Source organism: Streptomyces sp. NPDC051940 (assembly GCF_040680895.1).
GTDB lineage: Bacteria > Actinomycetota > Actinomycetes > Streptomycetales > Streptomycetaceae > Streptomyces.
In genome coordinates, this window is record NZ_JBFAXR010000044.1 from 18,215 (window position 1) to 42,952 (window position 24,738).

Sequence of the window (24,738 nt, forward strand, 5' to 3'; positions counted from 1 at the left end):
TCACTCCTGCGGATGTCAGAGTCGGAAGACGCCGTAGCCGTCACGCACACCCCGGTAGGGCGCGTTGTGGATGGCGGACAGGCACAGGCCGAGGACGGTGCGGGTGTCGCGGGGGTCGATGACGCCGTCGTCGTACAGCCGTCCCGAGAGGAACAGCGGCAGCGACTCGGACTCGATCTGCTGCTCCACCATCTGCCGCAGCGCGGCGTCCGCGTCGTCGTCGTACGGCTGTCCCTTGGCCAGCGCGGAGGCGCGGGCGACGATCGACAGCACGCCGGCGAGCTGCTGCGGGCCCATGACCGCGGACTTCGCGCTGGGCCAGGCGAAGAGGAAGCGCGGGTCGTAGGCGCGGCCGCACATGCCGTAGTGGCCGGCGCCGTAGGAGGCGCCCATCAGGACCGACAGGTGCGGGACGGTGGAGTTGGAGACCGCGTTGATCATCTGCGCGCCGTGTTTGATGATGCCGCCCTGCTCGTACTCCCTGCCGACCATGTAGCCCGTCGTGTTGTGGAGGAAGAGCAGGGGGATGTCGCGCTGGTTGGCGAGCTGGATGAACTGGGCGGCCTTCTGGGACTCCGCGCTGAAGAGCACGCCCTGGGCGTTGGCCAGGATGCCGACGGGGTAGCCGTGCAGACGCGCCCAGCCGGTGGCGAGGCTGGTGCCGTACAGCGGTTTGAACTCGTCGAAGTCGGAGCCGTCCACGATCCGCGCGACGACCTCGCGGGGGTCGAAGGGGATCTTGAGGTCGCCGGGGACGATGCCGAGCAGCTCGTCCTCGTCGTACTTCGGCGGCTCGGCGGGGCCGGGGTCGGCGTACGCCTTCCGCCAGTTGAGGCGCCTGACCACCTGGCGGGCCTGGCGGATCGCGTCCGGTTCGTCCACGGCGAAGTAGTCCGCCAGACCGCTGGTCCGCGCGTGCATCTCCGCGCCGCCGAGGGACTCGTCGTCGGACTCCTCGCCGGTGGCCATCTTCACCAGGGGCGGGCCGCCGAGGAAGACCTTGGCGCGCTCCTTGACCATGATCACGTGGTCGCACATGCCGGGGACGTACGCACCGCCGGCGGTGGAGTTGCCGAAGACGACGGCGAGGGTGGGGATGCCGGCGGCGGAGGACCGGGTGAGGTGCTTGAAGAGGGCCCCGCCCGGGATGAAGATCTCCTTCTGCGACGGCAGGTCGGCGCCGCCGGACTCCACGAGGTGGATGGAGGGGAGGCGGTTGGCGTGGCCGATCTCGTGGGCGCGGAAAGCCTTCTTCAGGGTCCACGGGTTGGAGGCGCCGCCGCGCACGGTGGGGTCGTTGGCGGTGATGAGGCATTCGACGCCCTCGACGGTGCCGATGCCGGTGACCATCGAGGCGCCGACGGGGTAGTCGCTGCCCCAGGCGGCGAGCGGAGAGAGCTCCAGGAAGGGCGTGTCGGGGTCGAGCAGCAGCTCGATGCGCTCGCGGGCTAGGAGCTTGCCCCGCTTGCGGTGCCGTGCCACGTACTTCTCACCGCCGCCGGCGAGGGCCTTGGCGTGCTCTTGCTGGAGCTCGTCGAGCTTGGCGAGCATGGCGGCGCGGTTCGCGGCGTACTCGGCGCCCGAGGGGTCGAGGGCGGTGGGCAGGACGGTCACAGCAGCTCCTCCGGGATCTCCACGTACCGGCACCGCAGCCACTCCCCGAGCGCCTTCGCCTGGGGGTCGAAGCGGGCCTGGGACGCGACGCCCTCGCCGAGCAGGCCCTCGACGGTGAAGTTCAGCGCGCGCAGGTTCGGCAGCACCTGTCGTACGACGGTGAGCGCGGCGGTCTCCGGGAGGAGTTCGCGCAGCCGGCCGACGGTCAGCTCGTGGGCCAGCCACCGCCACGCCGCCTCGTTCCGCGCCCACACCCCGAGGTTCGCGTCGCCGCCCTTGTCGCCGCTGCGGGCGCCGGCGACGGCGCCGAGCGGGGCGCGTCGCGTCGGGCCCGGCGGCAGCGGCTCGGGCAGCGCGGGCTCGGGGGCGGGCTCCGGATCGCGGTAGACCCCCGGCGGGGGTACGGCGACACGGCGGCCGTCCGGCAGTACGGCGAGGTGCGGGACGTCCGCCTGCGGGACGTACGCCGCCTCGAACACGCCGTACGGGCTCGCCTTTCCCGGCGGGGCGGTCACATGGAAGCCGGGGTAGCTGGCCAGCGCCAGCTCGATGCCCGCGCCGCTGAACACCCGCCCCACGGCGTCGGCGTCGGGATCGCGGACCGCCAGCCGCAGCAGGGCGCTCGCCTCCTCCTGTACGGGCGCGTCGGCGTGGTCGGTACGGGCGAGGGTCCAGCGGACGTCCTTCACCCGCGCCAGGGCGGGGGCGAGTTGCTCCTTGACCAGGGCGGCCTTGGCGTCGATGTCGAGGCCGGTGAGGACGAAGACCGTCTCGTTGCGCCAGCCGCCCAGCCGGCTCAGGCCCGCCTTCAGCGTGGGCGGCGGGGCCTCGCCGCGTACGCCGTCGATGCGGACCCGGTCCGGTCCGTCCTGCGTCAGCCGTACGGTGTCGAGCCTGGCCGTGACGTCGGGGCCGAGGTAGCGGGCGGGGCCCGTCTCGTACAGCAGCTGGGCGGTGACCGTGCCGACGGTGACGGCGCCGCCGGTGCCGGGGTGCTTGGTGATGACGCTGGAGCCGTCGGCGGCGATCTCGGCGAGCGGGAAGCCGGGGCGGGTCACGTCGTGCTCGGTGAAGAAGGCGTAGTTGCCGCCGGTCGCCTGGGTGCCGCACTCCAGCACGTGCCCGGCGACCACCGCCCCCGCGAGGGCGTCGTGGTCGTCCGGGGCCCAGCCGAAGTGCGCGGCGGCGGCACCGGTGACGAGGGCGGCGTCGGTGACCCGTCCGGTGACGACGACGTCGGCGCCCGCGCGCAGGCAGGCGGTGATGCCGGCGCCGCCGAGGTACGCGTTGGCGGCGAGGACGCCGGGGTAGCGGGCGGTGAGGTCGTCGCCCTCGACGTGGGCGACGCGGGCGGGGACGCCTAGGCGGTCGGCGAGTTCGCGGACCGCGTCCGCGAGGCCGGCCGGGTTCAGGCCGCCGGCGTTGGCGACGAGCTTGACGCCGCGGTCGTGGGCGAGGCCGAGGCAGTCCTCCAGCTGGCGCAGATAGGTCCTGGCGTAGCCCAGGCGCGGGTCCTTCAGGCGGTCGCGGCCGAGGATGAGCATGGTGAGCTCGGCGAGGTAGTCGCCGGTGAGGACGTCGAGTCCGCCGCCGGTGAGCATCTCGCGCATCGCGGTGAGGCGGTCGCCGTAGAACCCGGAGGCGTTGCCGACGCGCAGCGGTGCCGCGGTCATCCGCGCGGCTCCCGGCCGGTGCCGGACGGGCCGACGAACGCCTGCACGATCTCCAGCCACCGGTCGGCGTCGGCGCCCTCGGCCACCAGCGCGGTGTCGTCCCGGTGCACCCGTCGTACGGCCAGCAGGCAGAAGTCCAGCGCGGGCCCGGTGACGCGCTGCGGCGCGTCCTCGGGTCCGTACGCCCAGACGTCGCCGCTGCCGTCGGCGGCGGTCAGTTCGACGCGGAACGGCTCCCCGGGCGGCGTCAGCCCGTGGGTGCGGAACGCGTTGTCGCGGGCCCGTACGCCGATCCACGCCACGTGGCGCAGCCGCGCGGTGGGCGCGCGCTCCACGCCGAGCGCGTCGGCGACGTCCAGCCCGTGGGCCCAGGTCTCCATCAGCCGGGCGGTCGCCATCGAGGCGGCGCTCATCGGCGGCCCGAACCAGGGGATCCGGGAGCCGGCCGGCGTCGCGGCCAGGGCGTCGGCGAGCGCGCGCCGCCCCGCGCGCCACCGGGCCAGCAGCGCGGCGGGCTCCTCCCGGGCCCCGGCCTCCGCGCCCTCGTCGACGAACGTGTCGAACCGGGCCACGGCCGCCTCGACGACCTCGGCGAAGCCCTCGGGGTCGGTGGCGGCGGTCAGCGACTGCGCGTCGGTCCAGGCGAGATGGGCGATCTGGTGGGCGATGGTCCAGCCCGCGGCGGGGGTGGGCGCGGCCCACGCGGCGGCGTCCAGGGGGCCGACGAGGGCGTCCAACTCGTCGCCTTCGGCGCGCAGTTCGTCGAGCAGGGCGTGCGGGTCGGCCATGGTGTGCTCCCGGTCGTCGGCTGGTCCTGAGCGTGGCAGGGTCGAGAGAAACAATCAAGCGTGCTTGCATTGTTTGTGACGAGCCGGGTGCGGGGGCAGGGACGCGGCCGTAGTGTGACCGGGTGCCCGACCTTCCGGCGTCCCCCTTCGCGGCCTTCGACCCGCGCCCGGCCGTCCGCCCCCAACCCGCCCGGGGGGCGACGTTGCACGACGCGGTGCCACAGGACGCCGCGCCGCTGGGGGCCCTCCAGGCACAGGTGCGCGGCGGTGACGCCGGCCGGTGGGAGGGGAAGATCGCCGCCCTGATCCAGGAGCCGCGCGGCACGGTGGTCGTGGCCCGCGCCGAGGGCTCGCTCCTGGGCTTCGCCAACGCCGAGTACCTCCCCGCGCACCCCGACGACGGCGCCCCCGCCGGCTACTACCTCACCGGCGTCACGGTAGCGCCGCAGTGGCGGCGGCGCGGCTTGGGCAGACTGCTCACCCGGCGCCGGATGGAGTGGGCGTGGTGGCACGCACCCGACGCGCGCGGCGAGGTGTGGTGCTTCGTCTCCTCGGCCAACCCCGCCTCACTGGCCCTGCACCACGCCCTCGGCTTCGTCGCCGTACGCTCCGGCCCCGCGTTCCAGGGCATCCCGTTCACCAGCGGGGACGGCACCCTCCTGCGTGCCCGCCCGAAGCCGGCGGAGAACGACGACTCCCGCCTCGCACAGCCCGGATGAACCGGCCACGAAGGCAGCGCCTGTCAACGGCAGGCCGTACCGTCGGCCCATGCCATCGCCCCGGACCGTCCCCGGCGCCCTCGCCGAGGTGGCCGACGCCGCCACGGCCATGCGCTTCGTCACCTGGTTCGCCCGGGAGTGGCTCACCCCGCTCGCCCCGGGCGACGGCTGCCCGCGGGCGGAACTCGGGGACGCCGAGGAGCGGCTGGGGGTGCGGCTGCCGGCGGCGATGGCCGCCTGTTACGGGCTGCTGGGCCGCCGGCCCGACCTCACCAGCATGCAGGACCAGTTGCTGCGCCCTGCCAACTGACCCTGGAGGACGACGCCCTCGCCTCCCTGGACGCCCGTTTCGCGCGGCTGCCGTTCCCCGGCTGTCCGCTCTGGACCGGCCGCGGCGCGATCCTGCGCTGGTACGCCACCGACACCGTCCTGCTCCGGTGCGATGCCGGCACCTGGCTCTGGGCCCTCGCCCGCGACGCCGCGGACCTCGACGTCGTACGGAGAGCCCTTCCCGGTGACTGGCAGGACCTGCAAGGGAATTGAGATGCGGGCGGGGGCTCCGCGACGGAGGATGGTCGCGTGATCAAGGTGCCGGACGGTGTCGTCCCCTCCCGTCGCGTCCTCGACGCCTTCGGCGTCGGAGGCGACCCCGTGCCGCTCCCCGGCGGGCAGGGGCGGAGCGTGCGCGTCGGAGGGTTCGTGTTCAAGCCCGCCGAGGAGAGCGCGGACGAGGTCGAGTGGGGCGTCCGGCTGCGCGAGGCGCTCGCACCCGGCCACGGGTTCCGGGTGGCGCGGCCGTTGCGGGCCGCCGACGGGCGCTGCGTCGTGGACGGGTGGACCGCGGATGCGTTCCTGGCCGGAGAGACCGGGCCCCGGGGGCGCTGGGCGGACGTGATCGGCGCCGGGCGGGCCTTCCACGCGGCGGTGCGGGGCGCGCCCCGGCCCGCGTTCCTCGACCGCCGCGCCCATCCGTGGGCCGTGGCCGACCGCGTCGCCTGGGGGGAGCAGGAGGTGACGGTCGCCGAGGGGCTCGCCGACCCGTTCGCGGCGCTGCTGGAGCTCCGGCGCCCCGTACGGCAGGACGACGCGCAGCTCGTCCACGGCGATCTCACCGGCAACGTGCTCTTCGCCCCGGGCGAAGCCCCCGCGGTCATCGACCTCTCGCCGTACTGGCGGCCTCCCCTCTTCGCGGAGGCGGTCGTGATCGCGGACGGGCTGCTGTGGTTCGGCCTCGGGGCCGGGCCGCTGACGGCCGGCGACGGCCGTCCCGACTGGCGGCAGATGCTGTTCCGCGCGCTGATCTTCCGGCTCGTCGCCTAGAGCCGCAACACGGGGCCGGCGCCCGCGTCGGGCGAGGCGGACCGGTATCTCCGGGCGATCGACGCCGCGTTGGGGCGGGGACACGCCTCCCACGGGTAGCCCCGGCCGCCACCGACGGCTCTGCGACGCTCCCGTGACACAAGCGCCACATGATCTGTACGCAACTCCCTTTAACGTATAGCCTGTTAACGCGGTTCACACGAATGAACCGTGAAGTCAGCGGCTACACAGGCAACGACACAAGGGGGATCAGGTGTCCCGTCACCTGCTCACGTTCCGCACCACCCACCGCGGCCACCGCCCACACCGCGCGCTCGCCACCACCGCGATCGCCGTGGCCCTCGCCGCCGGGACCGCCACCGCGCTGCCCGTCACCGCGGCGCACGCCGCGGACGCGGCCGAGGTGCTCATACCCGCGCCCGCCGTCTACTCCGACGGCCCCGAGACCCTCCTGGCCACCGGCGGCGACGGCGTACTGCACCGCGAGGGCGGGCAGTACCTGTGGACCACGACGTACAACCGCACCACCAAGACGGTCTGGGGCCTGAGCGGGCTGTCGGAGGACGCGATCGTCCCGCAGCACGACGCGTCCAACCGCATCACCTACACCAAGCCCCGCGCGGACGGCGGGACCGACGTCATCGCGTTCAACGCCGAGACCCCCCAGCCGAACCTCACGGTCACCGTGCCGCCGGAGTTCCTCAACCCCGTGGTCGCCGGCGGCTGGGCCCTGGCCACCGTCGACTCCGACGGTGACGGCGTATACGAGATGGCGGGCTTCCGGCCCAACAGCAGCCTGGCGTGGGTGCAGCTCCCGCCCGGCGCCACCACCGGCGCCAAGCCCCTCACCTACGGCGGCGCGGAGGGCAGGGCCCTCATCGGCTACACCAACGCCGACGGCACTCCCGGCTACGGCGTCGTCACCGCGCCGTTCGGTGTGGTGACCCCGCTGCCGGTCGAGGGCACGCCGAGCAGCATGCGCATCACGTCGCAGGAGGTCAGCTGGTTCTCCCGCGAGGGCGGGCCCGCCGTGCACATCCAGAAGCTCGGCAGCACCGCCCCGCCGCGCGTCGTCCCGCTCGACGTCCAGTCCCCCGACAGCAAGGTCCAGGCCTTCCTCGTCAGCGACAACGTCCTGTGGTACGAGGAGGGCGTCGGCACCCTGCACCTCACCCCGTACGCCGGGAACGACACGGCCCGCGACCTGCTCACGGACGTCGAGACCGCCGTCCAGGGGTACGAGGGCCGGGGCGAGCTGACCGTCCTCGCCAAGGACGCGGAAGGGCTGCGCGGCATCCACAACTTCAGCATCGACGGCCTCGGCCTCGTGTGGGACCTGCCGATGCGCCAGGCCCCGCGGGTGCAGACCGGCAGCGGCTCCGTCGAGGCGCTGTCCCTCGCGGGCGGCAGGTTGCGCCACGCCACCGCGCTCTCCGGTACGACGACCCTGCACGGCAAGGACATCGGCACCGGCGCCGACCCTGTCGACGGCCCGAAGCTCCCGGACTTCGGCGGGCAGGCGGCGGGACGGTTCGCGGACGGCGGCGACGAGGGGCTGGCCCGGCTGGTGGCGGACCCCGGCACCGGCAAGGACGTGCTGGTGAGCGGCGACGACCCGGAGGACCCGGTGGACAGCCAGCCGCTGCCCGGCGCGGACGGCCGGATCCTGGACGTGTCACCGGAGTTCGTCCTCTACCGGGCCGCCGACCGCACCTACGTCGTCGACACCGCCCGCGACCGGATCGTGCGCGAGGCGCCCGGGGCGGCGACCCTGGAGCACGACACGCTGCTCGTCCCGTCGCAGAAGAAGCCCGGCAGCGTCGACACCGTCGACCTGCGCACCGGCGAGGTCACCGGCTCCGTGTGGCTGGGCACCGCGTGCGTGCCGAGCGAACTGCAGAGCAGCGGTTCGCTGCTGTACTGGAGCTGCGCCGGGCAGGACACGGCGGGCGTCCGCGACCGGGCGACCGGCCGCGCGTGGCCCGCGCCGGCCACCGGCACGCTGCTGGGCGACCGGTTCCTGGCGGCCCGGAACGCCGGCTCCCTGAAGCTGACCGGCCTGAAGGCCGACGGCACCACGGCCGACCTGGGCACGGTCGACAGCGTCAAGCCCGGGGACCCCGGCCGGACCTGGACCCTGGACCCGGCCGCGGGCAAGCTCGCGTGGGTCGACACGGACGACACGATCCACGTCACCGCCCCGCAGCAGGCCGTCTCCCCGCTCACGGTGGCGGACTCGGCCACCCCGGCCACGCTGGAGACGGCCGGCTGGAACGGCGCCTGGTGGCTGTCCAAGCCCGCCGCGTCGTGGACGCTGACGCTCACCAACCGCAGCACCGGCGCCGTGGTGCGCACCTGGACGGGCGAGGCCACGCGCGGCACGGTCAAGGTGACCTGGGACGGCACGTCCGAGTCCGGCACCCGGGTGGAGAACGGCGCCTACACCTGGGACCTGACGGCCACCCCGGCCGACGGCTCGGGCGACGCGGCGACGGCCACGGGCGTCGTCCGCGTCACGGGCTGACACCCACGGCACGCGGGACGGGCTGACCGGCCCCCGCGTTGGAAACCGGCCCTTCCCCTGGCACACACCCCGGGGGAAGGGCCGGAGCCTCGCATGTCGCCGGTCAGTCGCGGTAGTCCGGCGCCACCCGCTCCACCAGCCGCAGCAGCGCCGCCCACGCCAGGTCGTACGCGTCGTCGTCCTGGAAGTCCGCCGCCGCCTCGCCCGCGAGCTGGCGGGCGGTGTACTCGCAGACCTGCGGCGACGGCACGGTCAGCGGGACGCCGCCGGCCTGCGCGGTCACCTGGATCTCGCAGGCCCGCTCCAGGTAGTGCATCCGCAGGAACGCCTGGGCCGCGCTCTCGCCGACGGTCAGCAGTCCGTGGTTGCGCAGGATCAGCGCCGGGTGCTGCCCGATGTCGGCGACCAGCCGGCGCTGTTCGTCGAGGTTGAGCGCCACGCCCTCGTAGTCGTGGTAGCCGACGCGGTCGTAGAACTCCATCGACATCTGGTTCAGCGGGAGCAGTCCGCCCTGCTGGGCCGCCACCGCGCACCCCGCCTTCGTGTGCGTGTGCAGCACGCAGTGGGCGTCGGGGCGGGCGGCGTGGATCGCGCTGTGGATGACGAAGCCCGCCGGGTTGACCGGGTACGGGGTCGGCTCGACGGGGTTGCCGGCGAGGTCGATCTTCACCAGGTTCGAGGCGGTGATCTCCTCGAAGAGCAGCCCGTACGGATTGATCAGGAAGTGGTGGTCGGGGCCCGGCAGCCGCAGGGAGATATGGGTGAAGATCAGGTCCGTCATCCGGAAGTGCGCCACCAGCCGGTAGACGGCCGCGAGTTCGCGGCGCAGCCGCAGCTCCTCGGCGGCGGGGTCGGCGGCCGGGGCGTTCGGGGCGGGGACGAGTTGATCGGTCACGGGAAGCTCCTCAGAGGACGGGCGCCACGACCGGCGTCGTGGCGGGACGGCCGGTGCGGTGCCAGGCGATGACGTTCTCGGCGGGAACGCACACGTACGCCCGGCGCGAGACGTCGGACAGGTAGGCGCTGTGCGGAGACAGCTGGATCCGCGGGTGGGAGCGCAGCGGATCGCCGGCGGGCGGCGGTTCGACGGGGAAGACGTCGAGCGCGGCCCCGGCGAGGCGGCCGGAGTCGAGGGCGGCCAGCAGGGCGCCGGGGTCGACGAGTTCGCCGCGCGCGACGTTGACCAGGTACGAGCCGGGGCGCAGCCGGGACAGCAGCGCCCCGTCCACCAGGCCGCGGGTGCCGGGTGTCAGCGGGGTGTGCAGGGACAGCACGTCGGCCGTGGCGACGAGTTCGCCGAGCGGGAGCGGGCCGACCCCGGCCGGCCAGTCCGTCGTGCGCGCGTGCGGGTCGTGGGCGGTGATCCGGCCGAAGACGGGGGCGGCGATCCGGGCCAGCTCGCGGGCGATGCGGCCCATGCCGACCAGGGCGAGGGTCAGCTCGCTCGCGCGCCGCGGCACGTCGGCGAGGTCGGCGCTCCAGCCACCGCCCCGGACCGCCGCGTCGGCCTGGGGCAGTCGGCGGACCAGCGAGAGCGCCGAGGCGAGGGCGTGGACGGCGACGTCCTCGGTGGCCACGGACGGCAGGTTCGTCACCCACAGGCCGCGTCGGCGGGCGGCCTCGACGTCGACCATGTCGTAGCCGGCGGACATCGTCGCGACGATGCCGAGGCCGGGGAGGCGGTCCAGCAGCGGGGCGTCGATCCGCGCGTAGCCGACGATCAGCGCACACGCGTCCCGGGCGGCCTCGGCGATGCGCTCCGGATCGCGGCTGCCCACGACCCGCGCCTCGAAGCCCGCCTCGGTCAGCAGGCGCACGGCGGGGGCGGGGTCGAGCTCTTCCGTGTCCGTGAACACGGCCACCGGCTGACCCATGGCACCCTCCGTGAATGATTCGATCGAATCGACCGACTAGAACTTACGATTCGACTGAGAGAATGTCTATCGACAGACTTCTCGATCGCCTGTGACACCTGTCACCCGCCGCGGCGGGCCCGGGCTGCCCGAGAATGTCACCCATCCGGTCCACCCACGGCCGGAACACCCACGAAGCCGAGGGGAACACCAGGTGGATCTGGACCACACCGATCTGGCGATCGTCCGGGAGCTGCAGACCGACGGGCGCCTGACGTACGAGACCCTGGCCCAGCGCGTGGGGCTGTCCCGGCCGGCGACCCGGATGCGCGTGCAGCGGCTGCTCGACTCCGGCGCCGTACGGGTCGTGGCGATCGTGCATCCGGCCGTCCGCGGGCTCACCGCCACCGCCCACCTGGCGATCGGCACCCGCGGCGAGGCGGCCCCCGTGGCCCGCGAGATCGCCGCCATGCCGCAGGCGCCGTTCGTCACCCTGACCGGCGGGCAGCGGCCGGTGATGGCCGAGCTGCGCACGGCGGGCTTCTCCGAACTGGACCGCGCCATCGAGCGGATCCGCTCCCTGCCGGGCGTGCGCTCCGTCGACCCGCTGATCACCACCCGGCATCTGAAGGACCCGTACCTGCTGACGGACGAGCCGGCCGTCGACCACCTCGACGACGTGGACGAGAAGATCCTCGACGAGCTGGAGCGCGACGGCCGGCTGCCCTTCGCCGAGCTGGCCGAGCGGGCGGGGCTGTCGGCGGGCGCCACCCGCGCCCGCACCCTGCGGCTGCTGGAGGGCGGGGTGGCCAAGGTGGTCGCCCTGGTCCGCCCGGACGTGCTCGGCATCGGCTTCCTGTGCGGGTTCGCCGTACGCCTGCAGGGGCCCACGGACGACGTGGCCGCGCGGCTCGCGTCCTGGGAGCGGGTGTCGTACCTGTCCACCTGCATCGGCCGGGCGGAGCTGGTCGGCACGATCAGCGCCGGGTCGCTCGGGTCCGTACTGGCCACGCTCGAGGAGATGCGGGCGTGCGCGGAGGTGCGCGAGGTGGAGAGCTGGCTGCATCTGGAGCTGGTGAAGGAGCGGTACGACCTGGGGGCGGCGCACTCCTGACCGGCCATTGCAGACGATGCGGAGGTACACACCCCTGATGACTTAACAAAAATTTCTACCAGCACGGTCTAGCGATTCAGTCGTTCGCTGCTTATCGTTCTCACGACCGAATCCGCAGTCGGCTATCGCTGGCGTTTCCTTGGTCGAAAGCAGGCCCCCCATGCACCACCCCCTCGACGCCAGTGACCGCACCCTGCTGGTCACCGGCGCTCCCGTAGCCGCCGCGGGCACCTCCGCCCGCGCCGAGGCCCTCGCGATACGCGGCGACCGCATCGTGCACGTCGGCTCCGCCGACGACGCCCGTGCCGCCCTCGGCCGCGTCGACGAGCACCTGGAGCTCGACGGCGGCCTCGTCCACCCGGGCTTCGTCGACGCCCACTGCCACCCCGTGATGTACGGGCAGGCGCTGGCCTGGGTCGACTGCCGCCCGGAGCGCGTGCCGGACATCGACACCCTCGTCGAGGTGCTGCGCGAGGCCGCCCGCGACCTGCCGGCCGGCGTGCCGGTGCGCGGCTTCGGCTACGAGCACCGCCGCCTCGCCGAGCGCCGCCACCCCACCTGCCACGACCTGGACCGCGTCGCGGACGACCGCGAGGTGTACGTGATGAACGCCTCCGGCCACGGCGGCGTCGTCAACTCCCACACCCTGCGCGGCTGCGGCATCACCGCCGGGACCCCGTCCCCCGAGGGCGGCTCCATCGGCCACTTCGCCAGCGGCGAGCCCGACGGGCAGCTCTGGGACGCGGCGTGCGACCTGCTCACCGGCCCCGCCGGGGTGAAGATCGGCAACCACGGGCCGAACTTCCACCTCTCCGAGCCGGACGCCATCATGGCCGACCATCTGCTGCGCGCCCAGGAGGTGTTCCTGGCGGCCGGCGTCACCACCGTCGGCGACGCGCAGGTCTCGCGCCGCGAGATGGAGACGTATCTGCGGGCGCGCGCCGACGGCTCGCTGCGCATGCGGGTCTCCGCCTACCTCACCTCGGCGCTGCTGGACACCGCCCTCGACCTCGGCGTGGTGCGCGGCTTCGGCGACGACACCTTCCGGGTGCAGGGCGTGAAGTTCTACGCCGACGGCACGCTCGGCGGCTGGACGGCGTACTTCCCCGAGGGCTACGCCGCCGACTGCTGCCACCACGGCCAGCTCTACCACTCCGCCGAGGAGTACGCGGAGATCGTCCGCCGGGCGCACGCCGCCGGGCTGCAGACCGCCACGCACGCGCAGTCGCCGTTCGCCATCGGCATGGTGCTGGACGCCGTGGAGAAGGCGCAGGCCGACCGCCCGCGCCGCGATATGCGCCACCGCATCGAGCACTGCGGTCTGCCCGCCGACGAGCAGATCACGCGGATGGCCGCGCTGGGCGTCGTGCCGGTGATGCAGCCGCAGCACCACCTCCGTACCGGCGACGGCACGCTCACCGCCGTCGGCGAACTCGGCCACCGCTACAACCCGGCCGGGCTGTGCGCGGACGCCGGCGTGCCGGTCGTCTTCTCCTCCGACGCCCCGGTCGCCCCGCCCGCACCCCTCGAGGCCGTCACGGCCGCCGCGACCCGGCGCACCGTGCTCGGCACCGTCCTCGGCGACGAGTCGCTGCGCCTGCCGGTCGCGGCCGGTCTGCACGCGCACACCGGCGCCGCGGCCCGGGCCCTGCACCGCGAGCACGCGGTGGGGGCGCTCGCGCCCGGCATGCTCGCCGACTTCACGGTCCTGGACGCCGACCCGCTGCACGTACCCGTGGACGCGCTGGCGTCCGTCGCGGTGCGCGAGACGTGGATCGGCGGCACCCGCGCCTGGGCCGCTCCCGGCCGCTGACGTCCGCGCCCGGGGCCCTCCCCTCCCCGGGCGAACCCGCTGTCCCCTCCACTCCGGCGTGCCGCACCACACCACTCGGCGCGGCACGCCCGTACAACCCGCTCCCCGTCCCCACGTTCCCAGCCGGAGGTCCCGCATGACGGACCGCACCACCCCCGAGAACGCCCCGCAGAACCCGCGCCGGGCGGCCCTGGCCGCCCTGGCCGGCACGTCCATCGAGTGGTACGACTTCTACGCCTTCGCCACCGCGGCGGCGATCGTCTTCAACGACGTGTTCTTCCCCGAGGACATGCCGACCGCCCTGAAGACCATCTCCTCCTTCGGCACCTTCGCCGTCGGCTTCCTGCTGCGGCCCCTCGGCGGCATCGTCTTCGGTCATATCGGTGACCGGGTCGGCCGTAAGAAGACCCTGGTCATCACGCTGCTGATCATGGGCATCGCCTCCTTCTCCATCGGTCTGCTGCCGACGTACGCGCAGGTGGGCGTGCTCGCGCCGATCCTGCTGATCGTGCTGCGGCTCGTGCAGGGCATCGCGATCGGCGGGGAGTGGGGCGGCGCGGTGCTCATCGCGGTGGAGAACGCGCCCAAGGGCAAGGCCACGTTCTTCGGCTCCTTCGCCCAGCTCGGGTCGTCCGTGGGCGCGCTGCTGTCCACGGGCGCCTTCAGCCTGATGAACCTCTTCGGCGACGACGCGTTCAACTCCTGGGGCTGGCGGGTGCCGTTCCTCGCCTCCGCGGTCCTCGTGATCATCGGCCTGGTCATCCGGATCAAGCTGGAGGACTCCCCGGTGATGGAGGACATCCAGGCCGGGCGTACGAAGGTCTCCGCCAAGCCCGACCGGCTGCCCGTCACGGAGGTCGTGCAGACGGCCTGGCGCACGGTCCTCGCGGGCATCTTCGCGCTGGCCACGGCGACCGGCGGCTACTACGTGGTGACCAGCTACCTCCTGTCGTACGGCACGGACGAGCTCCACCTCTCGGAGTCGATGCTGCTCAACGGCCTCACCCTGGCGGCGTTCCTCGAACTCGTCGTCACACCCTGGCTGTCGTGGCTGGGCGACCGGGTCGGGGCGCACAAGGTCGTCATCGCGGGCCTCGCGGGTGTGGTGCTGCTGGCGATCCCGCAGTTCCTGGTCATGGACACGGGCAGCGTGGTGCTGATCTACGCGCTGATGCTGGCGATGCGGTTCGTGATGTCGGCGCTGTACGGGCCGATCGCGGCGATCCTCGCCGAGGGCTTCGACCCGCACGTGCGGTACACGGGCATCTCGCTGTCGTACCAGATCTGCAACATGATCTTCGGCGGCTTCGCCCCGGTGGTGGCGGTGACGCTGTCGGAGGCGGCCGACGGGGCGTACTGGCCGCCGGCGGTCCTGCTGATGGCGATCTCGGTGATCGGCATCTGGTGCACGACCCTCCTCCACAAGGCGCGAGTGCGCCGCGAGGCGCTCACCCCCCTCGCCCACAAGGAGCGCGCCACGGCCGCAGTCTGACCGGCCCACCCCGTGCCCGGCACCGCGGACGTCGATCCGCGGCGCCGGGCACGGCCGTGTCGTCGGCGACCACCCGACGGGCATCCGTGATGTCAGCGCCCCGTGACAGGCTTCCGCCCACCGCGGACGACGCCGCATGGGCCGGGGCGACGCCGGAGCAGGTTCGCGCGGCGTCGGAGTCGGACGAGTACCTCTCCGTGGTCTTCGTCGCCGACGCGCACACCATGGCGTCGGGGGCGCACGCGCTGCTCGCGCTCGACCTGGGCGAGGAGGAGGACAAGCCCGAGGACCTCGACCCGAAGTACTACGCGGATCTGATCCTGCAGCTCACCGAGTCCCCCGCCGCACGCGAGTTCCGGACCACGCCCGCCGCGCTCCACGACGTCTTCGCGAACCTGCAGATCGCCAACCTGGACTTCGACGACTTCGCACAGGAGGCCGCCACGGACCCCGACGGGGTCCTGCGCCCGGTGTGAATCCTGGGCGCGTCAGGCGTCCTCCCGCGCCGTCGCCCGTGCGGCCAGCGTGCGCAGGGCCGCCGCCGACGCGGAGCCCTCCTCCACGGTGTGGGCCACCAGGGCCTGGTCCGGGTCGTCCGGGAGGCGGAGGGTTTCGAAGCCGAGGTCCAGTTCGCCGGCCAGCGGGTGGCGGTAGACGTAGCGGCCGTGGGTCTTGTCCCGCAGCCGGTGCTCCGCCCACAGCGTGCGGAACTCCGCGCTGCGCTCGCCCAGTTCCCCGATCAGCGCCGCCGTCGACGGATCGCCGGGGTGGCGGCCCGCGTCGTAGCGGAGGTAGGCGACGACGTCCGACGCCTTGCCCGGCCAGTCGGCGTACAGCTCCCGCATCGCGGGGTCGAGGAAGACCAGCCGGGCGAGGTTGCGCTCGCGCGGCGGCAGCGCGCCGAAGTCCGCGATGAGCGCCGCCGCCAGGGGGTTCCAGGCGAGGACGGACACGTTGCGGCCCACGACGTACGCCGGGACGTCGTCCATCGACGACAGGAGGCGCAGCAGCCCGGGGCGTACGACCTGCAGGCCGGCCGCGGCAGCGCCGGCCTTTCCCGGCAGCGCCAGCCGGCGCAGATGCGCCCGCTCCGTCGCGTCCAGCCGCAGCACGCCCGCCACCGCGTCCAGTACGGACTCCGAGAACTGCAGGTCCCGCCCCTGCTCCAGCCGTACGTAGTGGTCGACGCTCACCCCCGCCAGCAGCGCCAGCTCCTCCCGGCGCAGCCCCGGCACCCGGCGTCTGCCCCCGCTGGGCAGCCCGACCTCCTCGGGGCTCAGCCGGGCCCGCCGGGACCGCAGGAACTCCCCCAACTCCGCGCGCCGGTTCATCGTCATGACCGCCAGTCTGCCGCACCCGGCCGCCCGCACCCTGGTCACGCCGAGCCCAGGCTCCGGATGGATCTGGGTAACTCCCGACGGCGGGCGCACGCTGGGATCACCGCGGCAGAAGTCGCGGGGGACGACCCACGTCACAGGAGTAGCACGATGAGCATCGACACCACCCGCACCCTCGGCGCCCGCTCCGGGCTGGAGATCTCGACCGCCGGCCTCGGCGCCTGGGCGATGGGCGGCGGCGACTGGGGGTTCGCCTGGGGTCCGCAGGACGACGCGGACTCCGTCGCCACGGTCCACGCCGCCGTCGGGGCGGGCGTCAACTGGATCGACACCGCCGCGGCGTACGGCCTCGGCCACTCCGAGGAGGTGATCGGCAAGGCCCTCGCCGCGCTGCCGGCCGGCGACCGTCCGTACCTCTTCACCAAGACCGGACTGGTCTGGGACGACCCCGCCGACCGCACCGCGCCGCCGCGCAAGGTGATGACCCCGGCCGCGGTACGGCGCGAGCTGGAGGAGTCGCTGCGCCGCCTCGGCACCGACCACGTCGACCTCTACCAGGTGCACTGGCCGGGCGACGGCAAGCTGCTCACCTGGGGCACGGAGGGCACCGACGAGGCGGTCGGCGCCACCCCGCTGGAGGAGTACTGGCAGACCATGGCCGACCTCCGCCAGGAGGGTAAGGTCCGCGCGATCGGCCTGTGCAACCACAGCGTCGAGGAGCTGGAGCGCGCCGCGGCCGTCGCCCACATCGACGCGATCCAGCCGCAGTTCTCGGCCCTCACCCGGCTCACCGCCGACGAGATCCGCTGGGCGGAGGAGCACGGCACCGGCGTCATCGTCTACCAGCCGATGCACTCCGGCCTGCTCACCGGCACCTTCGACGCGGCCCGCGTGGCCGCACTCCCGGCGAACGACTGGCGGCGCACGCACCCGGACTTCACCACCCACCTCGCCCCCAACCTCCGCGTCGCCGACGCCCTGCGCGCCGTGGCCGAACGCCGCGGCACCACCGTCGCCGCCGTCGCGGTGGCCTGGGCACTGGCCTGGCCCGGCGTGACCGGCGCGATCGTCGGCGCCCGCCGCCCCGGCCAGATCGCGGGCTGGGCACCGGGCGCGGACCTCGTCCTGACGGACGCCGACCTGGACGGGATCGCCGCCGCGATCACCGCGTCCGGCGCCGGTACGGGCCCGGCGCGTCCGTGACATGGGCGGCCGGATCACCGTCGTGGCCGAACTCCAGGCCCTCCGGGGCCTGGAGGACCGGCTGCGCACCGCGCTCGAGGCGATGATCGAGCCGTCGCTGGGAGAGCGGGGCTGCCTGTCGTACGGGGTGTACGCCGACCTCAACCGGCCGGGGCGGATGACCGTGGTGACCGAGTGGTCCGACGCGGCCGCCCTCGCGGCGCACGAGGCGGGCCCGCACACCCGCCATCTGCGACAGGTACTGGACCGGGTGCTCACCGATCCGGCCCTGGTACGGCGGCTGGTGGCGGCCCCGGAGCCGGACGGGGCGAGCGCGTGAGCCCTCAGCCCTCAGCCAGCCCCTCCGCGAGCACCTCCGCCAGATGGCGCGCGTCCCCCCGCCCCGCGAGCTGTGCGATCTGGGTGCGGCACGAGTAGCCGTCCGCCACGATCGCCGTCTCCGGGGCGGCCCCGCGTACGGCCGGCAGCAGGTGCTCCTCCGCGCACGCCACCGACACGTCGTAATGGCCTTGCTCGAAGCCGAAGTTCCCCGCCAGACCGCAGCAGCCGCCCACCAGGCCGCCGGTCAGTCCCGCCCGTTCCATCAGCCGCCGTTCGGCCTCGTCGCCGAGGACCGCGTGCTGGTGGCAGTGCAGCTGGCCGGTCACGGGGCGGTCGAGGCGCGGGGGCTGCCAGCCGAGGTCCTCCAGGCGCTGGGCGAAGGTGCGGACGTTCGCCGCGAGGCGGGCCGCGCGCGGGTCGTCCGGCAGCAACTCGGGCAGGTCCGTGCGCAGCGTCGCCGCGCACGACGGCTCCAGGACCGTGACCGGTTCGTCGAGGTACTGCGGGTCGAGCAGGTCCAGGGTCCGGCGCAGCACCCCGCGGGCCTTGTCCAGCTGGCCGGTGGAGACGTAGGTGAGCCCGCAGCACACCCCGGCCGGGGTCCCGGTGACGGTCGGCCCGGCCGCCTCCAGCACCCGGACGGCCGCCGCGCCGCGCTCCGGCGCCAGGTACTCGGTGAAGGTGTCCCGCCACAGCAGGGAGTGCCGGTCGCCGGACACGATGACGGTCCCCCGGTCGCCCCAGTCCCGCCGCAGCCACCGCCCGAAGGTCTCCACCGCGAGCGGCGGGAACGCCCGCTCGGGCGCGATGCCCCCGAGACGCCGTGCCAGGGCCGCCAACACCCGCCTGTGCAGCGCCCAGTTCGCCGCCCGGGCCAGCCGCAGCCGCGCGGCCCACCGCAGCCACTGCGGCAGCCGCCCCAGCGCGTAGTGCGAGCGCGGACGCAGCCGCCGGCGGTAGTGGTGGTGCAGGAACTCCGCCTTGTACGTCGCCATGTCCACCCCGACCGGGCAGTCGCTGCGGCACCCCTTGCACGACAGGCACAGGTCCAGCGCGTCCCGTACCTCCTCCGAACGCCAGCCGCCGCGCACCACGTCGCCCGCGAGCATCTCGTGCAGCAGCCGCGCCCGGCCGCGCGTCGAGTGCTTCTCCTCGCCCGTCGCCCGGTACGACGGGCACATCACGCCCGCCGACCCGGCGGGCTGGCGGCATTTGGCGACACCCACGCACCGCCGTACCGCGCCCGCGAAGTCCCCGCCGTCCGCCGGGTACGCGAACTCCACCGGCACCGGCCGCGACGGCAGCACCTCGAACCGCAGCCCCGAGTCCAGCGGCTCGGGCCGGGCGAGGATGCCCGGGTTGAGCCCGCCGTCCGGATCCCACAGGTCCTTGAACCGGTGGAAGAGGGCGACCAGTTCGGTCCCGTACATGCGCGGCAGCAGCTCGGCCCGCGCCTTGCCGTCGCCGTGCTCCCCGGAGAGCGAGCCGCCGTGCGCGACGACCAGGGCGGCCTGGGCGTAGGAGAACTCGCGGAAGCGGGCGACGCCCTTCGGGGTCAGCAGGTCGAAGTCGATCCGCACATGGATGCAGCCGTCGCCGAAGTGCCCGTACGGCGTGCCGCGCAGCCCGTACTCCCGCAGCAGCGCGCGGAACTCGCGCAGATACGGGCCGAGCCGCTCCGGCGGCACCGCGCAGTCCTCCCACCCGGGCCACGCCTCCGCGCCGTCCGGCAGCCGCGTCGCCGTGCCGGAGGCGTCCTCGCGGATCCGCCACAGCGCCCGCTGCCCGGCCGGATCGGCGACGACGGTGTGGTCGAGGGCGTCCGCCGCGCGGCACAGCTCCCCGGCCCTGGCCCACGCCTCGGCGGGCGTGTCCCCGCCGGCCTCCGCGAACAGCCAGGCCCCGCCGCGCGGCAGCCCCCCGCTCCCGCGTACGAGGTCGGCGGCCATCCCCTCGACGGTGAGCGGGGAGTACGGCAGCAGCCCGGGCGCCGCCTCGGCCGCCGCGCTCTCGTCGGCGTACCCGAGGACGGCCAGGGCACGGGCCTTCGGCGACTCGACCAGCCCCACGGTGGCCTCGGTGAGCAGCGCCAGCGTGCCCTCGCTGCCGCAGTGGGCGCGGGCGCCGTCGGCGCCGTTCTCGGGGAGCAGGGCGTCCAGGGCGTAACCGGAGATGCGGCGCGGCATGCGCTGCGGGTAGCCGGTGCGCAGCAGGGCGAGATGGCCGCCGACGAGCCGGTCCAGCCCGGCCGGGGCGTCCAGCCCCCGGCCGAGGCGCATCCGCTGCCCGCGGTACGTCAGGACCGACAGCTCACGGACGTTGTCGGCGGTCGTGCCCCAGGCGACGGAGTGCGAGCCGCAGGAGTTGTTGCCGATCATGCCGCCGAGCGTGCACCGGCTGTGGGTGGAGGGGTCGGGCCCGAAGCGCAGCCCGTGCGCGGCGGCCCGCGCGTTGAGCGCGTCGAGGACGGCACCGGGCTGGACGACCGCGGTACGGGCGTCGGGGTCGACGGACACGACGGCGTTCATGTGCCGGGTGAAGTCAAGCACCACACCGGTGCCGGTGGCCTGCCCGGCGATGGACGTGCCCCCGCCGCGCGCCACGACGGGCACCCCGTGCTCCCGGCACACCCGCAGCACGGCCTCGACGTCGTCCGCGTCGCGCGGGGCGACGACACCGAGGGGGACGCGGCGGTAGTTGGAGGCGTCCATCGTCGTCAGGGCGCGGCTCTGGGCGTCGAAGGAGACCTCCCCGCCGACGACGGCCCGCAGCGCGCCTTCCAGACCGGTCATCCCCCCACCCTGCCCTATCCGGGGCCGGGGACGCGGGTACGCCGGGGCGGGTCACGGACCCGGGGCGAACAGCACACGCACACCAGCGCCGCACAGGTGCGCCATTTCCCGCACACAGGGTGGACATCCGCGTCTCAGCCGGTGGACTGGCCTCTCAACAGGCGGTCCGCAGCGATTACGCTGCCGCCGTGGCTGAGATCCAGATTCCCGCTGACATCAAGCCCGCCGACGGCCGGTTCGGTTCGGGTCCCTCCAAGGTGCGTGTCGAGGCCGTCCAGGCCCTGGCCGCCACCGGTACCTCCCTGCTCGGCACCTCCCACCGCCAGGCCCCGGTGAAGAACCTGGTCGGGCGCGTGCGTGAGGGCGTCTCCGAGCTGTTCTCCCTGCCCGAGGGGTACGAGGTCGTCCTCGGCAACGGCGGTTCCACGGCGTTCTGGGACATCGCCACGCACGGTCTGATCGAGCGCCGGTCCCAGCACCTGAACTTCGGCGAGTTCTCGTCGAAGTTCGCCAAGGCCGCCAAGCTGGCGCCGTGGCTGGAGGAGCCGTCGGTCATCGCCTCCGACCCGGGGACCCACCCGGAGCCGGTCGCCGAGGCGGGCGTGGACGTCTACGCCCTCACCCACAACGAGACCTCCACCGGTGTCGCCCTGCCCGTGCAGCGGGTCGAGGGCGCGGACGCCGGGTCCCTGGTGGTCGTGGACGCCACCTCCGGCGCGGGCGGTCTGCCCGTCGACATCGCCCAGACGGACGTCTACTACTTCGCCCCGCAGAAGTCCTTCGCCGCCGACGGCGGGCTGTGGCTGGGCGTCTTCTCCCCCGCGGCGCTGGAGCGGGCCGAGTCCGTGCACGCCTCCGGCCGGCACATCCCGGAGTTCTTCTCGCTGCCCACGGCGATCGACAACTCCCGTAAGAACCAGACGTACAACACGCCGGCCCTCGCCACGCTCTTCCTGCTCGCCGAGCAACTGGACTGGATCAACGGCCAGGGCGGGCTGAAGTGGGCCGTCGAGCGGACGGCCGACTCCTCGTCGCGGCTGTACGGGTGGGCGGAGCGGTCGTCGTACGCGACGCCGTTCGTCTCCGACCCGGGCAAGCGGTCGCAGGTCGTCGGAACGATCGACTTCGCGTCGGGCGTTGACGCGGCGGCTGTCGCCAAGGTGCTGCGGGCCAACGGGATCGTCGATACGGAGCCGTATCGGAAGCTCGGGCGCAACCAGCTGCGCGTGGCGATGTTCCCGGCCATCGAGCCGGCGGACGTCGAGGCGCTCACCGCGTGCGTCGACTTCGTCGTCGAGCGGCTCTGATCCCGGGTTCCGGTCGGGCGGGTGGCCCGGGGGCTCTGCCCCCGGACCCCCGTCGCGGCCTTCGGCCGCATCGCGCCTGGACGGCGCTCGTCCTCAAACGCCGGACGGGCTGGTTTTACCGTGACAGCCTCTGAAATCTCCGCACCGCCAGCGGCAGGAACACCGCTGTGATCGCCAGCGGCCACAGCACTGCCATCAGCAGCGCGTGCTGTTCCACCCATGAGTCCCCGAGCTGTACCGGGTTCCCGTACAGGTCGCGGACCGCGTTCGCCGTCGAGGACACCGGGTTCCACTGGGCGATCGCGCCCAGCCACGACGGCATGTCCGACGGGGCGGCGAAGACGCTGGAGATCATCCCGAAGGGGAACGCGATCGCGAACAGGTTCCCCGCGGCCTCCTGGTTCGGCACCAGGAGCCCCAGCACCACGCCCACCCAGATCAGCGAGAACCGCAGCAGGAGCAGCAGCCCGAACGCCGCCGCCGTCGCCGCGGGGCCCCCGTCCGAACGCCAGCCGACCGCCAGGGCGATCGCGGCCAGGACCGCCAGGTCCACCGAGGCGCCGATCAGGTCCGAGACGCCGCGGCCGCCGACCACCGCCGACGGCGCCATCGGCATCGAACGGAACCGGTCCATCAGGCCCTTGTCCTTGTCGATGGACATCAGCATCGCGGTGTTCATGAAGCCGAAGGCCATCGTCATCGCGAACATCCCCGGCATGGCGTACGACTTGTAGGCGTCCAGGTCCATCTTCATGCCGCTGCCGAAGACGTACACGAACAAGAGCACCGAGACGACCGGGAAGCCCAGCTGCCAGGCGATGTTGGACGGCTGGCGCCGGTAGTGCAGCAGGCCGCGGCGGACGATCGTCCAGCAGTCCGCCAGCGCCCAGCGCAGCCGGGACTCCGGGGCGGTCTCCTCCAGGGTCACGCTCATGCGGCCACCTCCACGTCGTCACCGGCCGAAGAGCCGGTCAGCTGCAGGAACACGTCGTCCAGCGTCGGCCTGCGCAGGCCGATGTCCTCCACCGCGACACCCTCGTCCTGCAGGGTCCTGGCCACCTCCGTCAGCGCCGCCACGCGGTCCCGCACCGGCGCGTGCACCCGTGCGCCGGCCAGGTCGACGGCCGGCTCGGCGTCCGTCACCTTGGCGATGGCCCGCATCGCGTCGGGGATGGCCGACGCCTGCGCGACGACGACCTCGATCCGGTCGCCGCCGACGCGGTTCTTCAGCGCCTCCGGGGTGTCGTCGGCGATGGTGCGGCCGGCGTCGATGACCGCGATACGCGAGGCCAGCTTGTCGGCCTCCTCCAGGTACTGGGTGGTGAGCAGCACCGTGGTGCCCTGCGCCACCAGCGCGCGCACCGAGTCCCAGACCTCGCCGCGGCATGGGGGTACCCCCTGCTCGAACGGAGCGAAGCGGAGTTGAGAGCTTGGGGGAGGGTCGAGGCCGGTCGTCGGCTCGTCGAGGAAGAGCACGCGGGGCCGGAGGATCATGCTCGCCGCGAGGTCCAGACGGCGGCGCATACCGCCGCTGTACTCCTTGGCGCCCTTGTCCGCGGCCTCGACCAGGTCGAACTGCTCCAGCAGTTCCACGGCGCGGGCGCGCGCCCGGCGCGCCCCGAGGTGGAACAGGCGGCCGAACATCTCCAGGTTCTGCCGGCCGGTGAGGATCTCGTCCACCGCCGCGTACTGCCCGGTGAGCCCGATCAGCCGGGGCACCCGGCGGGCCTCGCGCACCACGTCGTGCCCGCCGACCGCCGCGCGCCCGCCGTCGAGCGCAAGCAGCGTGGACAGGATCCGCACCGCCGTGGTCTTCCCGGCGCCGTTGGGGCCCAGCAGCCCGTACACCGTGCCGTAGGGCACGGCCAGGTCGAAGCCGTCGAGGGCGCGCTTCTCCCCGTATCGCTTGTGCAGTCCCTCGGCCAGGACCGCCGTCTCCGTCGTCAAGGTCTCTTCCTCCCCGGTGTCCCGGGTATCCCCGGTCGTCATCTGAGTACGCCGTACGCGTCGATGCGTACACTGTACTCACATAAGCGTACGCCATACGCAGATTCAGGGGCAGCGGCTACCATGGACACCGCCATGACGACGACCGAACACAGCGGAAGCGGAGACCTCAGCCGCAGCATGGCGCTGCTCTGGGACATCAACGACCGCCCCAGCCGCGGCCCCCGACCGGCCCTCACCCTCGACCGGATCGTCGGCGCCGCCATCGCCGTCGCCGACGCCGAGGGGCTGGAGGCCGTGTCCATGCGCCGGCTCGCCGGCGATCTGGGCGTGGGGACCATGTCCCTCTACCGCTACGTCCCGGGCAAGGGCGAGCTGCTCGACCTGATGCTGGACCGGGTCAGCGCGGTCGACCCGGAGCGGGTCGGGACGCTCGACGACGACTGGCGCGAGGCCCTGCGGCAGCTGGCGCGGGGCATGTGGGAGCTGTACGTCGGCCATCCCTGGCTGCTGCACGTCGACCAGGCCCGCCCGGTCCTCGGCCCGAACGGGCTGAAGGGCTTCGAGATCGCGCTCACCGGACTGGACGGCACCCCGCTCGGCGGCCGCGAGAAGACCAACGTGGTCACGATCGTCGAGGCCCTGGTCAGCAGCATCGCCCGCACCCACGTCAACGCCGCGCAGGCGGAGGCCCGTACGGGCATCAGCGACGCGGAGTTCTGGGAGGCCCAGATGCCGGCGCTGTCGAAGGCGATGCAGTCCGGCGCCTATCCGCACATCGCGGCGCTGGAACCGGACGCCTTCAGCACCCCCGGCGACGCGGTGGTGGCCTTCGCGATGGAGCGGCTGATCGACGGCTTCGAGGTGTTCTTCGCCGGCCGCGACGGCCCGCCTCCGCCCGGGGCCACCTGCGACTGATCA

21 protein-coding genes are annotated in these 24,738 nt (G+C 73.8%); 12 read left to right on the forward strand and 9 right to left on the reverse strand.

Annotated elements, in window-relative coordinates:
* Nucleotides 1–15: 15 nt before the first annotated feature.
* The 3 genes from AB0M28_RS18905 to AB0M28_RS18915 are packed head-to-tail and all read right to left on the reverse strand — an operon-like array spanning nt 16 to nt 4,075.
* Complete coding sequence (locus AB0M28_RS18905; protein ID WP_365405680.1) at nt 16–1,614, reverse strand: carboxyl transferase domain-containing protein; 1,599 nt, start codon at nt 1,612–1,614, stop codon at nt 16–18.
* Entirely contained in the window at nt 1,611–3,287 is a 1,677-nt protein-coding gene (locus AB0M28_RS18910; protein WP_365405683.1) for an acyclic terpene utilization AtuA family protein, read from the reverse strand. Before AB0M28_RS18910 ends, AB0M28_RS18905 begins: the two co-directional genes overlap by 4 nt.
* A complete protein-coding gene (locus AB0M28_RS18915; protein WP_365405685.1) occupies nt 3,284–4,075 on the reverse strand; it encodes a TIGR03084 family metal-binding protein in 792 nt (263 codons plus the stop codon). Before AB0M28_RS18915 ends, AB0M28_RS18910 begins: the two co-directional genes overlap by 4 nt.
* A gap of 122 nt (nt 4,076–4,197) precedes the next feature.
* Here AB0M28_RS18915 and AB0M28_RS18920 point away from each other — a divergent pair, with 122 nt between their 5' ends.
* The 4 genes from AB0M28_RS18920 (at nt 4,198) to AB0M28_RS18935 (ending at nt 8,638) form a co-directional block, all read left to right on the forward strand.
* On the forward strand, nt 4,198–4,794 hold the full coding sequence (locus AB0M28_RS18920; protein WP_365405688.1) for a GNAT family N-acetyltransferase: 597 nt from the start codon (nt 4,198–4,200) through the stop codon (nt 4,792–4,794).
* A gap of 49 nt (nt 4,795–4,843) precedes the next feature.
* The gene (locus AB0M28_RS18925) at nt 4,844–5,104 is read left to right on the forward strand and encodes a hypothetical protein (RefSeq protein WP_365405691.1); all 261 of its coding nucleotides are present in this window, start codon (nt 4,844–4,846) and stop codon (nt 5,102–5,104) included.
* A gap of 269 nt (nt 5,105–5,373) precedes the next feature.
* The gene (locus tag AB0M28_RS18930) at nt 5,374–6,114 is read left to right on the forward strand and encodes an aminoglycoside phosphotransferase (RefSeq protein WP_365405694.1); all 741 of its coding nucleotides are present in this window, start codon (nt 5,374–5,376) and stop codon (nt 6,112–6,114) included.
* Between the two features lie 253 nt (nt 6,115–6,367).
* Nucleotides 6,368–8,638 (forward strand): FlgD immunoglobulin-like domain containing protein, encoded by a 2,271-nt coding sequence (locus tag AB0M28_RS18935; RefSeq protein ID WP_365405697.1) that lies wholly within the window; start codon nt 6,368–6,370, stop codon nt 8,636–8,638.
* Between the two features lie 103 nt (nt 8,639–8,741).
* Here AB0M28_RS18935 and AB0M28_RS18940 read toward each other — a convergent pair whose 3' ends face one another.
* Both AB0M28_RS18940 and AB0M28_RS18945 read right to left on the reverse strand, forming a co-directional pair.
* Nucleotides 8,742–9,533: a class II aldolase/adducin family protein gene (locus AB0M28_RS18940; RefSeq protein WP_365405700.1), complete on the reverse strand. Its 792-nt coding sequence runs from the start codon at nt 9,531–9,533 to the stop codon at nt 8,742–8,744.
* Between the two features lie 10 nt (nt 9,534–9,543).
* On the reverse strand, nt 9,544–10,512 hold the full coding sequence (locus AB0M28_RS18945; RefSeq protein ID WP_365405702.1) for a C-terminal binding protein: 969 nt from the start codon (nt 10,510–10,512) through the stop codon (nt 9,544–9,546).
* Nucleotides 10,513–10,705: 193 nt separating this feature from the next.
* Between AB0M28_RS18945 and AB0M28_RS18950 the strand changes: the two genes are divergently transcribed.
* The 4 genes from AB0M28_RS18950 (at nt 10,706) to AB0M28_RS18965 (ending at nt 15,386) form a co-directional block, all read left to right on the forward strand.
* The gene (locus AB0M28_RS18950; RefSeq protein ID WP_365405705.1) at nt 10,706–11,605 is read left to right on the forward strand and encodes an Lrp/AsnC family transcriptional regulator; all 900 of its coding nucleotides are present in this window, start codon (nt 10,706–10,708) and stop codon (nt 11,603–11,605) included.
* Between the two features lie 160 nt (nt 11,606–11,765).
* Nucleotides 11,766–13,418, forward strand: coding sequence for an amidohydrolase (locus tag AB0M28_RS18955; RefSeq protein ID WP_365405708.1), 1,653 nt, complete (start codon nt 11,766–11,768; stop codon nt 13,416–13,418).
* A 136-nt stretch (nt 13,419–13,554) separates the two neighbouring features.
* On the forward strand, nt 13,555–14,910 hold the full coding sequence (locus AB0M28_RS18960; protein WP_365405711.1) for an MFS transporter: 1,356 nt from the start codon (nt 13,555–13,557) through the stop codon (nt 14,908–14,910).
* 89 nt (nt 14,911–14,999) lie between these two features.
* The gene (locus tag AB0M28_RS18965; RefSeq protein ID WP_365405714.1) at nt 15,000–15,386 is read left to right on the forward strand and encodes a hypothetical protein; all 387 of its coding nucleotides are present in this window, start codon (nt 15,000–15,002) and stop codon (nt 15,384–15,386) included.
* A 12-nt stretch (nt 15,387–15,398) separates the two neighbouring features.
* Here the strand turns inward: AB0M28_RS18965 and AB0M28_RS18970 are convergent, their stop codons facing one another.
* The gene (locus tag AB0M28_RS18970) at nt 15,399–16,247 is read right to left on the reverse strand and encodes a helix-turn-helix transcriptional regulator (RefSeq protein ID WP_365405716.1); all 849 of its coding nucleotides are present in this window, start codon (nt 16,245–16,247) and stop codon (nt 15,399–15,401) included.
* Between the two features lie 150 nt (nt 16,248–16,397).
* On the opposite strand from AB0M28_RS18970, the gene AB0M28_RS18975 reads away from it, so the two are divergent.
* A complete protein-coding gene (locus tag AB0M28_RS18975; RefSeq protein ID WP_365405719.1) occupies nt 16,398–17,450 on the forward strand; it encodes an aldo/keto reductase in 1,053 nt (350 codons plus the stop codon).
* A 1-nt stretch (nt 17,451) separates the two neighbouring features.
* Complete coding sequence (locus tag AB0M28_RS18980; RefSeq protein WP_365405722.1) at nt 17,452–17,769, forward strand: antibiotic biosynthesis monooxygenase; 318 nt, start codon at nt 17,452–17,454, stop codon at nt 17,767–17,769.
* Between the two features lie 4 nt (nt 17,770–17,773).
* Here AB0M28_RS18980 and AB0M28_RS18985 read toward each other — a convergent pair whose 3' ends face one another.
* On the reverse strand, nt 17,774–20,563 hold the full coding sequence (locus AB0M28_RS18985) for an FAD-binding and (Fe-S)-binding domain-containing protein (protein ID WP_365405724.1): 2,790 nt from the start codon (nt 20,561–20,563) through the stop codon (nt 17,774–17,776).
* Between the two features lie 188 nt (nt 20,564–20,751).
* Between AB0M28_RS18985 and serC the strand changes: the two genes are divergently transcribed.
* Nucleotides 20,752–21,870 (forward strand): phosphoserine transaminase, encoded by a 1,119-nt coding sequence (serC, locus tag AB0M28_RS18990; protein ID WP_365405727.1) that lies wholly within the window; start codon nt 20,752–20,754, stop codon nt 21,868–21,870.
* A 115-nt stretch (nt 21,871–21,985) separates the two neighbouring features.
* Here the strand turns inward: serC and AB0M28_RS18995 are convergent, their stop codons facing one another.
* Nucleotides 21,986–22,804: an ABC transporter permease gene (locus AB0M28_RS18995; RefSeq protein WP_365405730.1), complete on the reverse strand. Its 819-nt coding sequence runs from the start codon at nt 22,802–22,804 to the stop codon at nt 21,986–21,988.
* Entirely contained in the window at nt 22,801–23,817 is a 1,017-nt protein-coding gene (locus AB0M28_RS19000; protein WP_365405733.1) for an ATP-binding cassette domain-containing protein, read from the reverse strand. The genes AB0M28_RS18995 and AB0M28_RS19000 overlap by 4 nt, the downstream gene beginning before the upstream one ends.
* A 135-nt stretch (nt 23,818–23,952) precedes the next feature.
* On the opposite strand from AB0M28_RS19000, the gene AB0M28_RS19005 reads away from it, so the two are divergent.
* Nucleotides 23,953–24,735: a TetR/AcrR family transcriptional regulator gene (locus tag AB0M28_RS19005; protein WP_365405736.1), complete on the forward strand. Its 783-nt coding sequence runs from the start codon at nt 23,953–23,955 to the stop codon at nt 24,733–24,735.
* Nucleotides 24,736–24,738: the final 3 nt, after the last annotated feature.

Coding starts and splice junctions, on each gene's coding strand:
- AB0M28_RS18910 (WP_365405683.1), bottom strand. CDS start 3,287: ATGACCGCGGCACCGCTGCGCGTCGGCAACGCCTCCGGGTTCTACGGC.
- AB0M28_RS18915 (WP_365405685.1), bottom strand. CDS start 4,075: ATGGCCGACCCGCACGCCCTGCTCGACGAACTGCGCGCCGAAGGCGAC.
- AB0M28_RS18925 (WP_365405691.1), top strand. CDS start 4,844: ATGCCATCGCCCCGGACCGTCCCCGGCGCCCTCGCCGAGGTGGCCGAC.
- AB0M28_RS18945 (WP_365405702.1), bottom strand. CDS start 10,512: ATGGGTCAGCCGGTGGCCGTGTTCACGGACACGGAAGAGCTCGACCCC.
- AB0M28_RS18955 (WP_365405708.1), top strand. CDS start 11,766: ATGCACCACCCCCTCGACGCCAGTGACCGCACCCTGCTGGTCACCGGC.
- AB0M28_RS18960 (WP_365405711.1), top strand. CDS start 13,555: ATGACGGACCGCACCACCCCCGAGAACGCCCCGCAGAACCCGCGCCGG.
- AB0M28_RS18965 (WP_365405714.1), top strand. CDS start 15,000: ATGTCAGCGCCCCGTGACAGGCTTCCGCCCACCGCGGACGACGCCGCA.
- AB0M28_RS18970 (WP_365405716.1), bottom strand. CDS start 16,247: ATGACGATGAACCGGCGCGCGGAGTTGGGGGAGTTCCTGCGGTCCCGG.
- AB0M28_RS18975 (WP_365405719.1), top strand. CDS start 16,398: ATGAGCATCGACACCACCCGCACCCTCGGCGCCCGCTCCGGGCTGGAG.
- AB0M28_RS18980 (WP_365405722.1), top strand. CDS start 17,452: ATGGGCGGCCGGATCACCGTCGTGGCCGAACTCCAGGCCCTCCGGGGC.
- AB0M28_RS18985 (WP_365405724.1), bottom strand. CDS start 20,563: ATGACCGGTCTGGAAGGCGCGCTGCGGGCCGTCGTCGGCGGGGAGGTC.
- AB0M28_RS18995 (WP_365405730.1), bottom strand. CDS start 22,804: ATGAGCGTGACCCTGGAGGAGACCGCCCCGGAGTCCCGGCTGCGCTGG.
- AB0M28_RS19005 (WP_365405736.1), top strand. CDS start 23,953: ATGACGACGACCGAACACAGCGGAAGCGGAGACCTCAGCCGCAGCATG.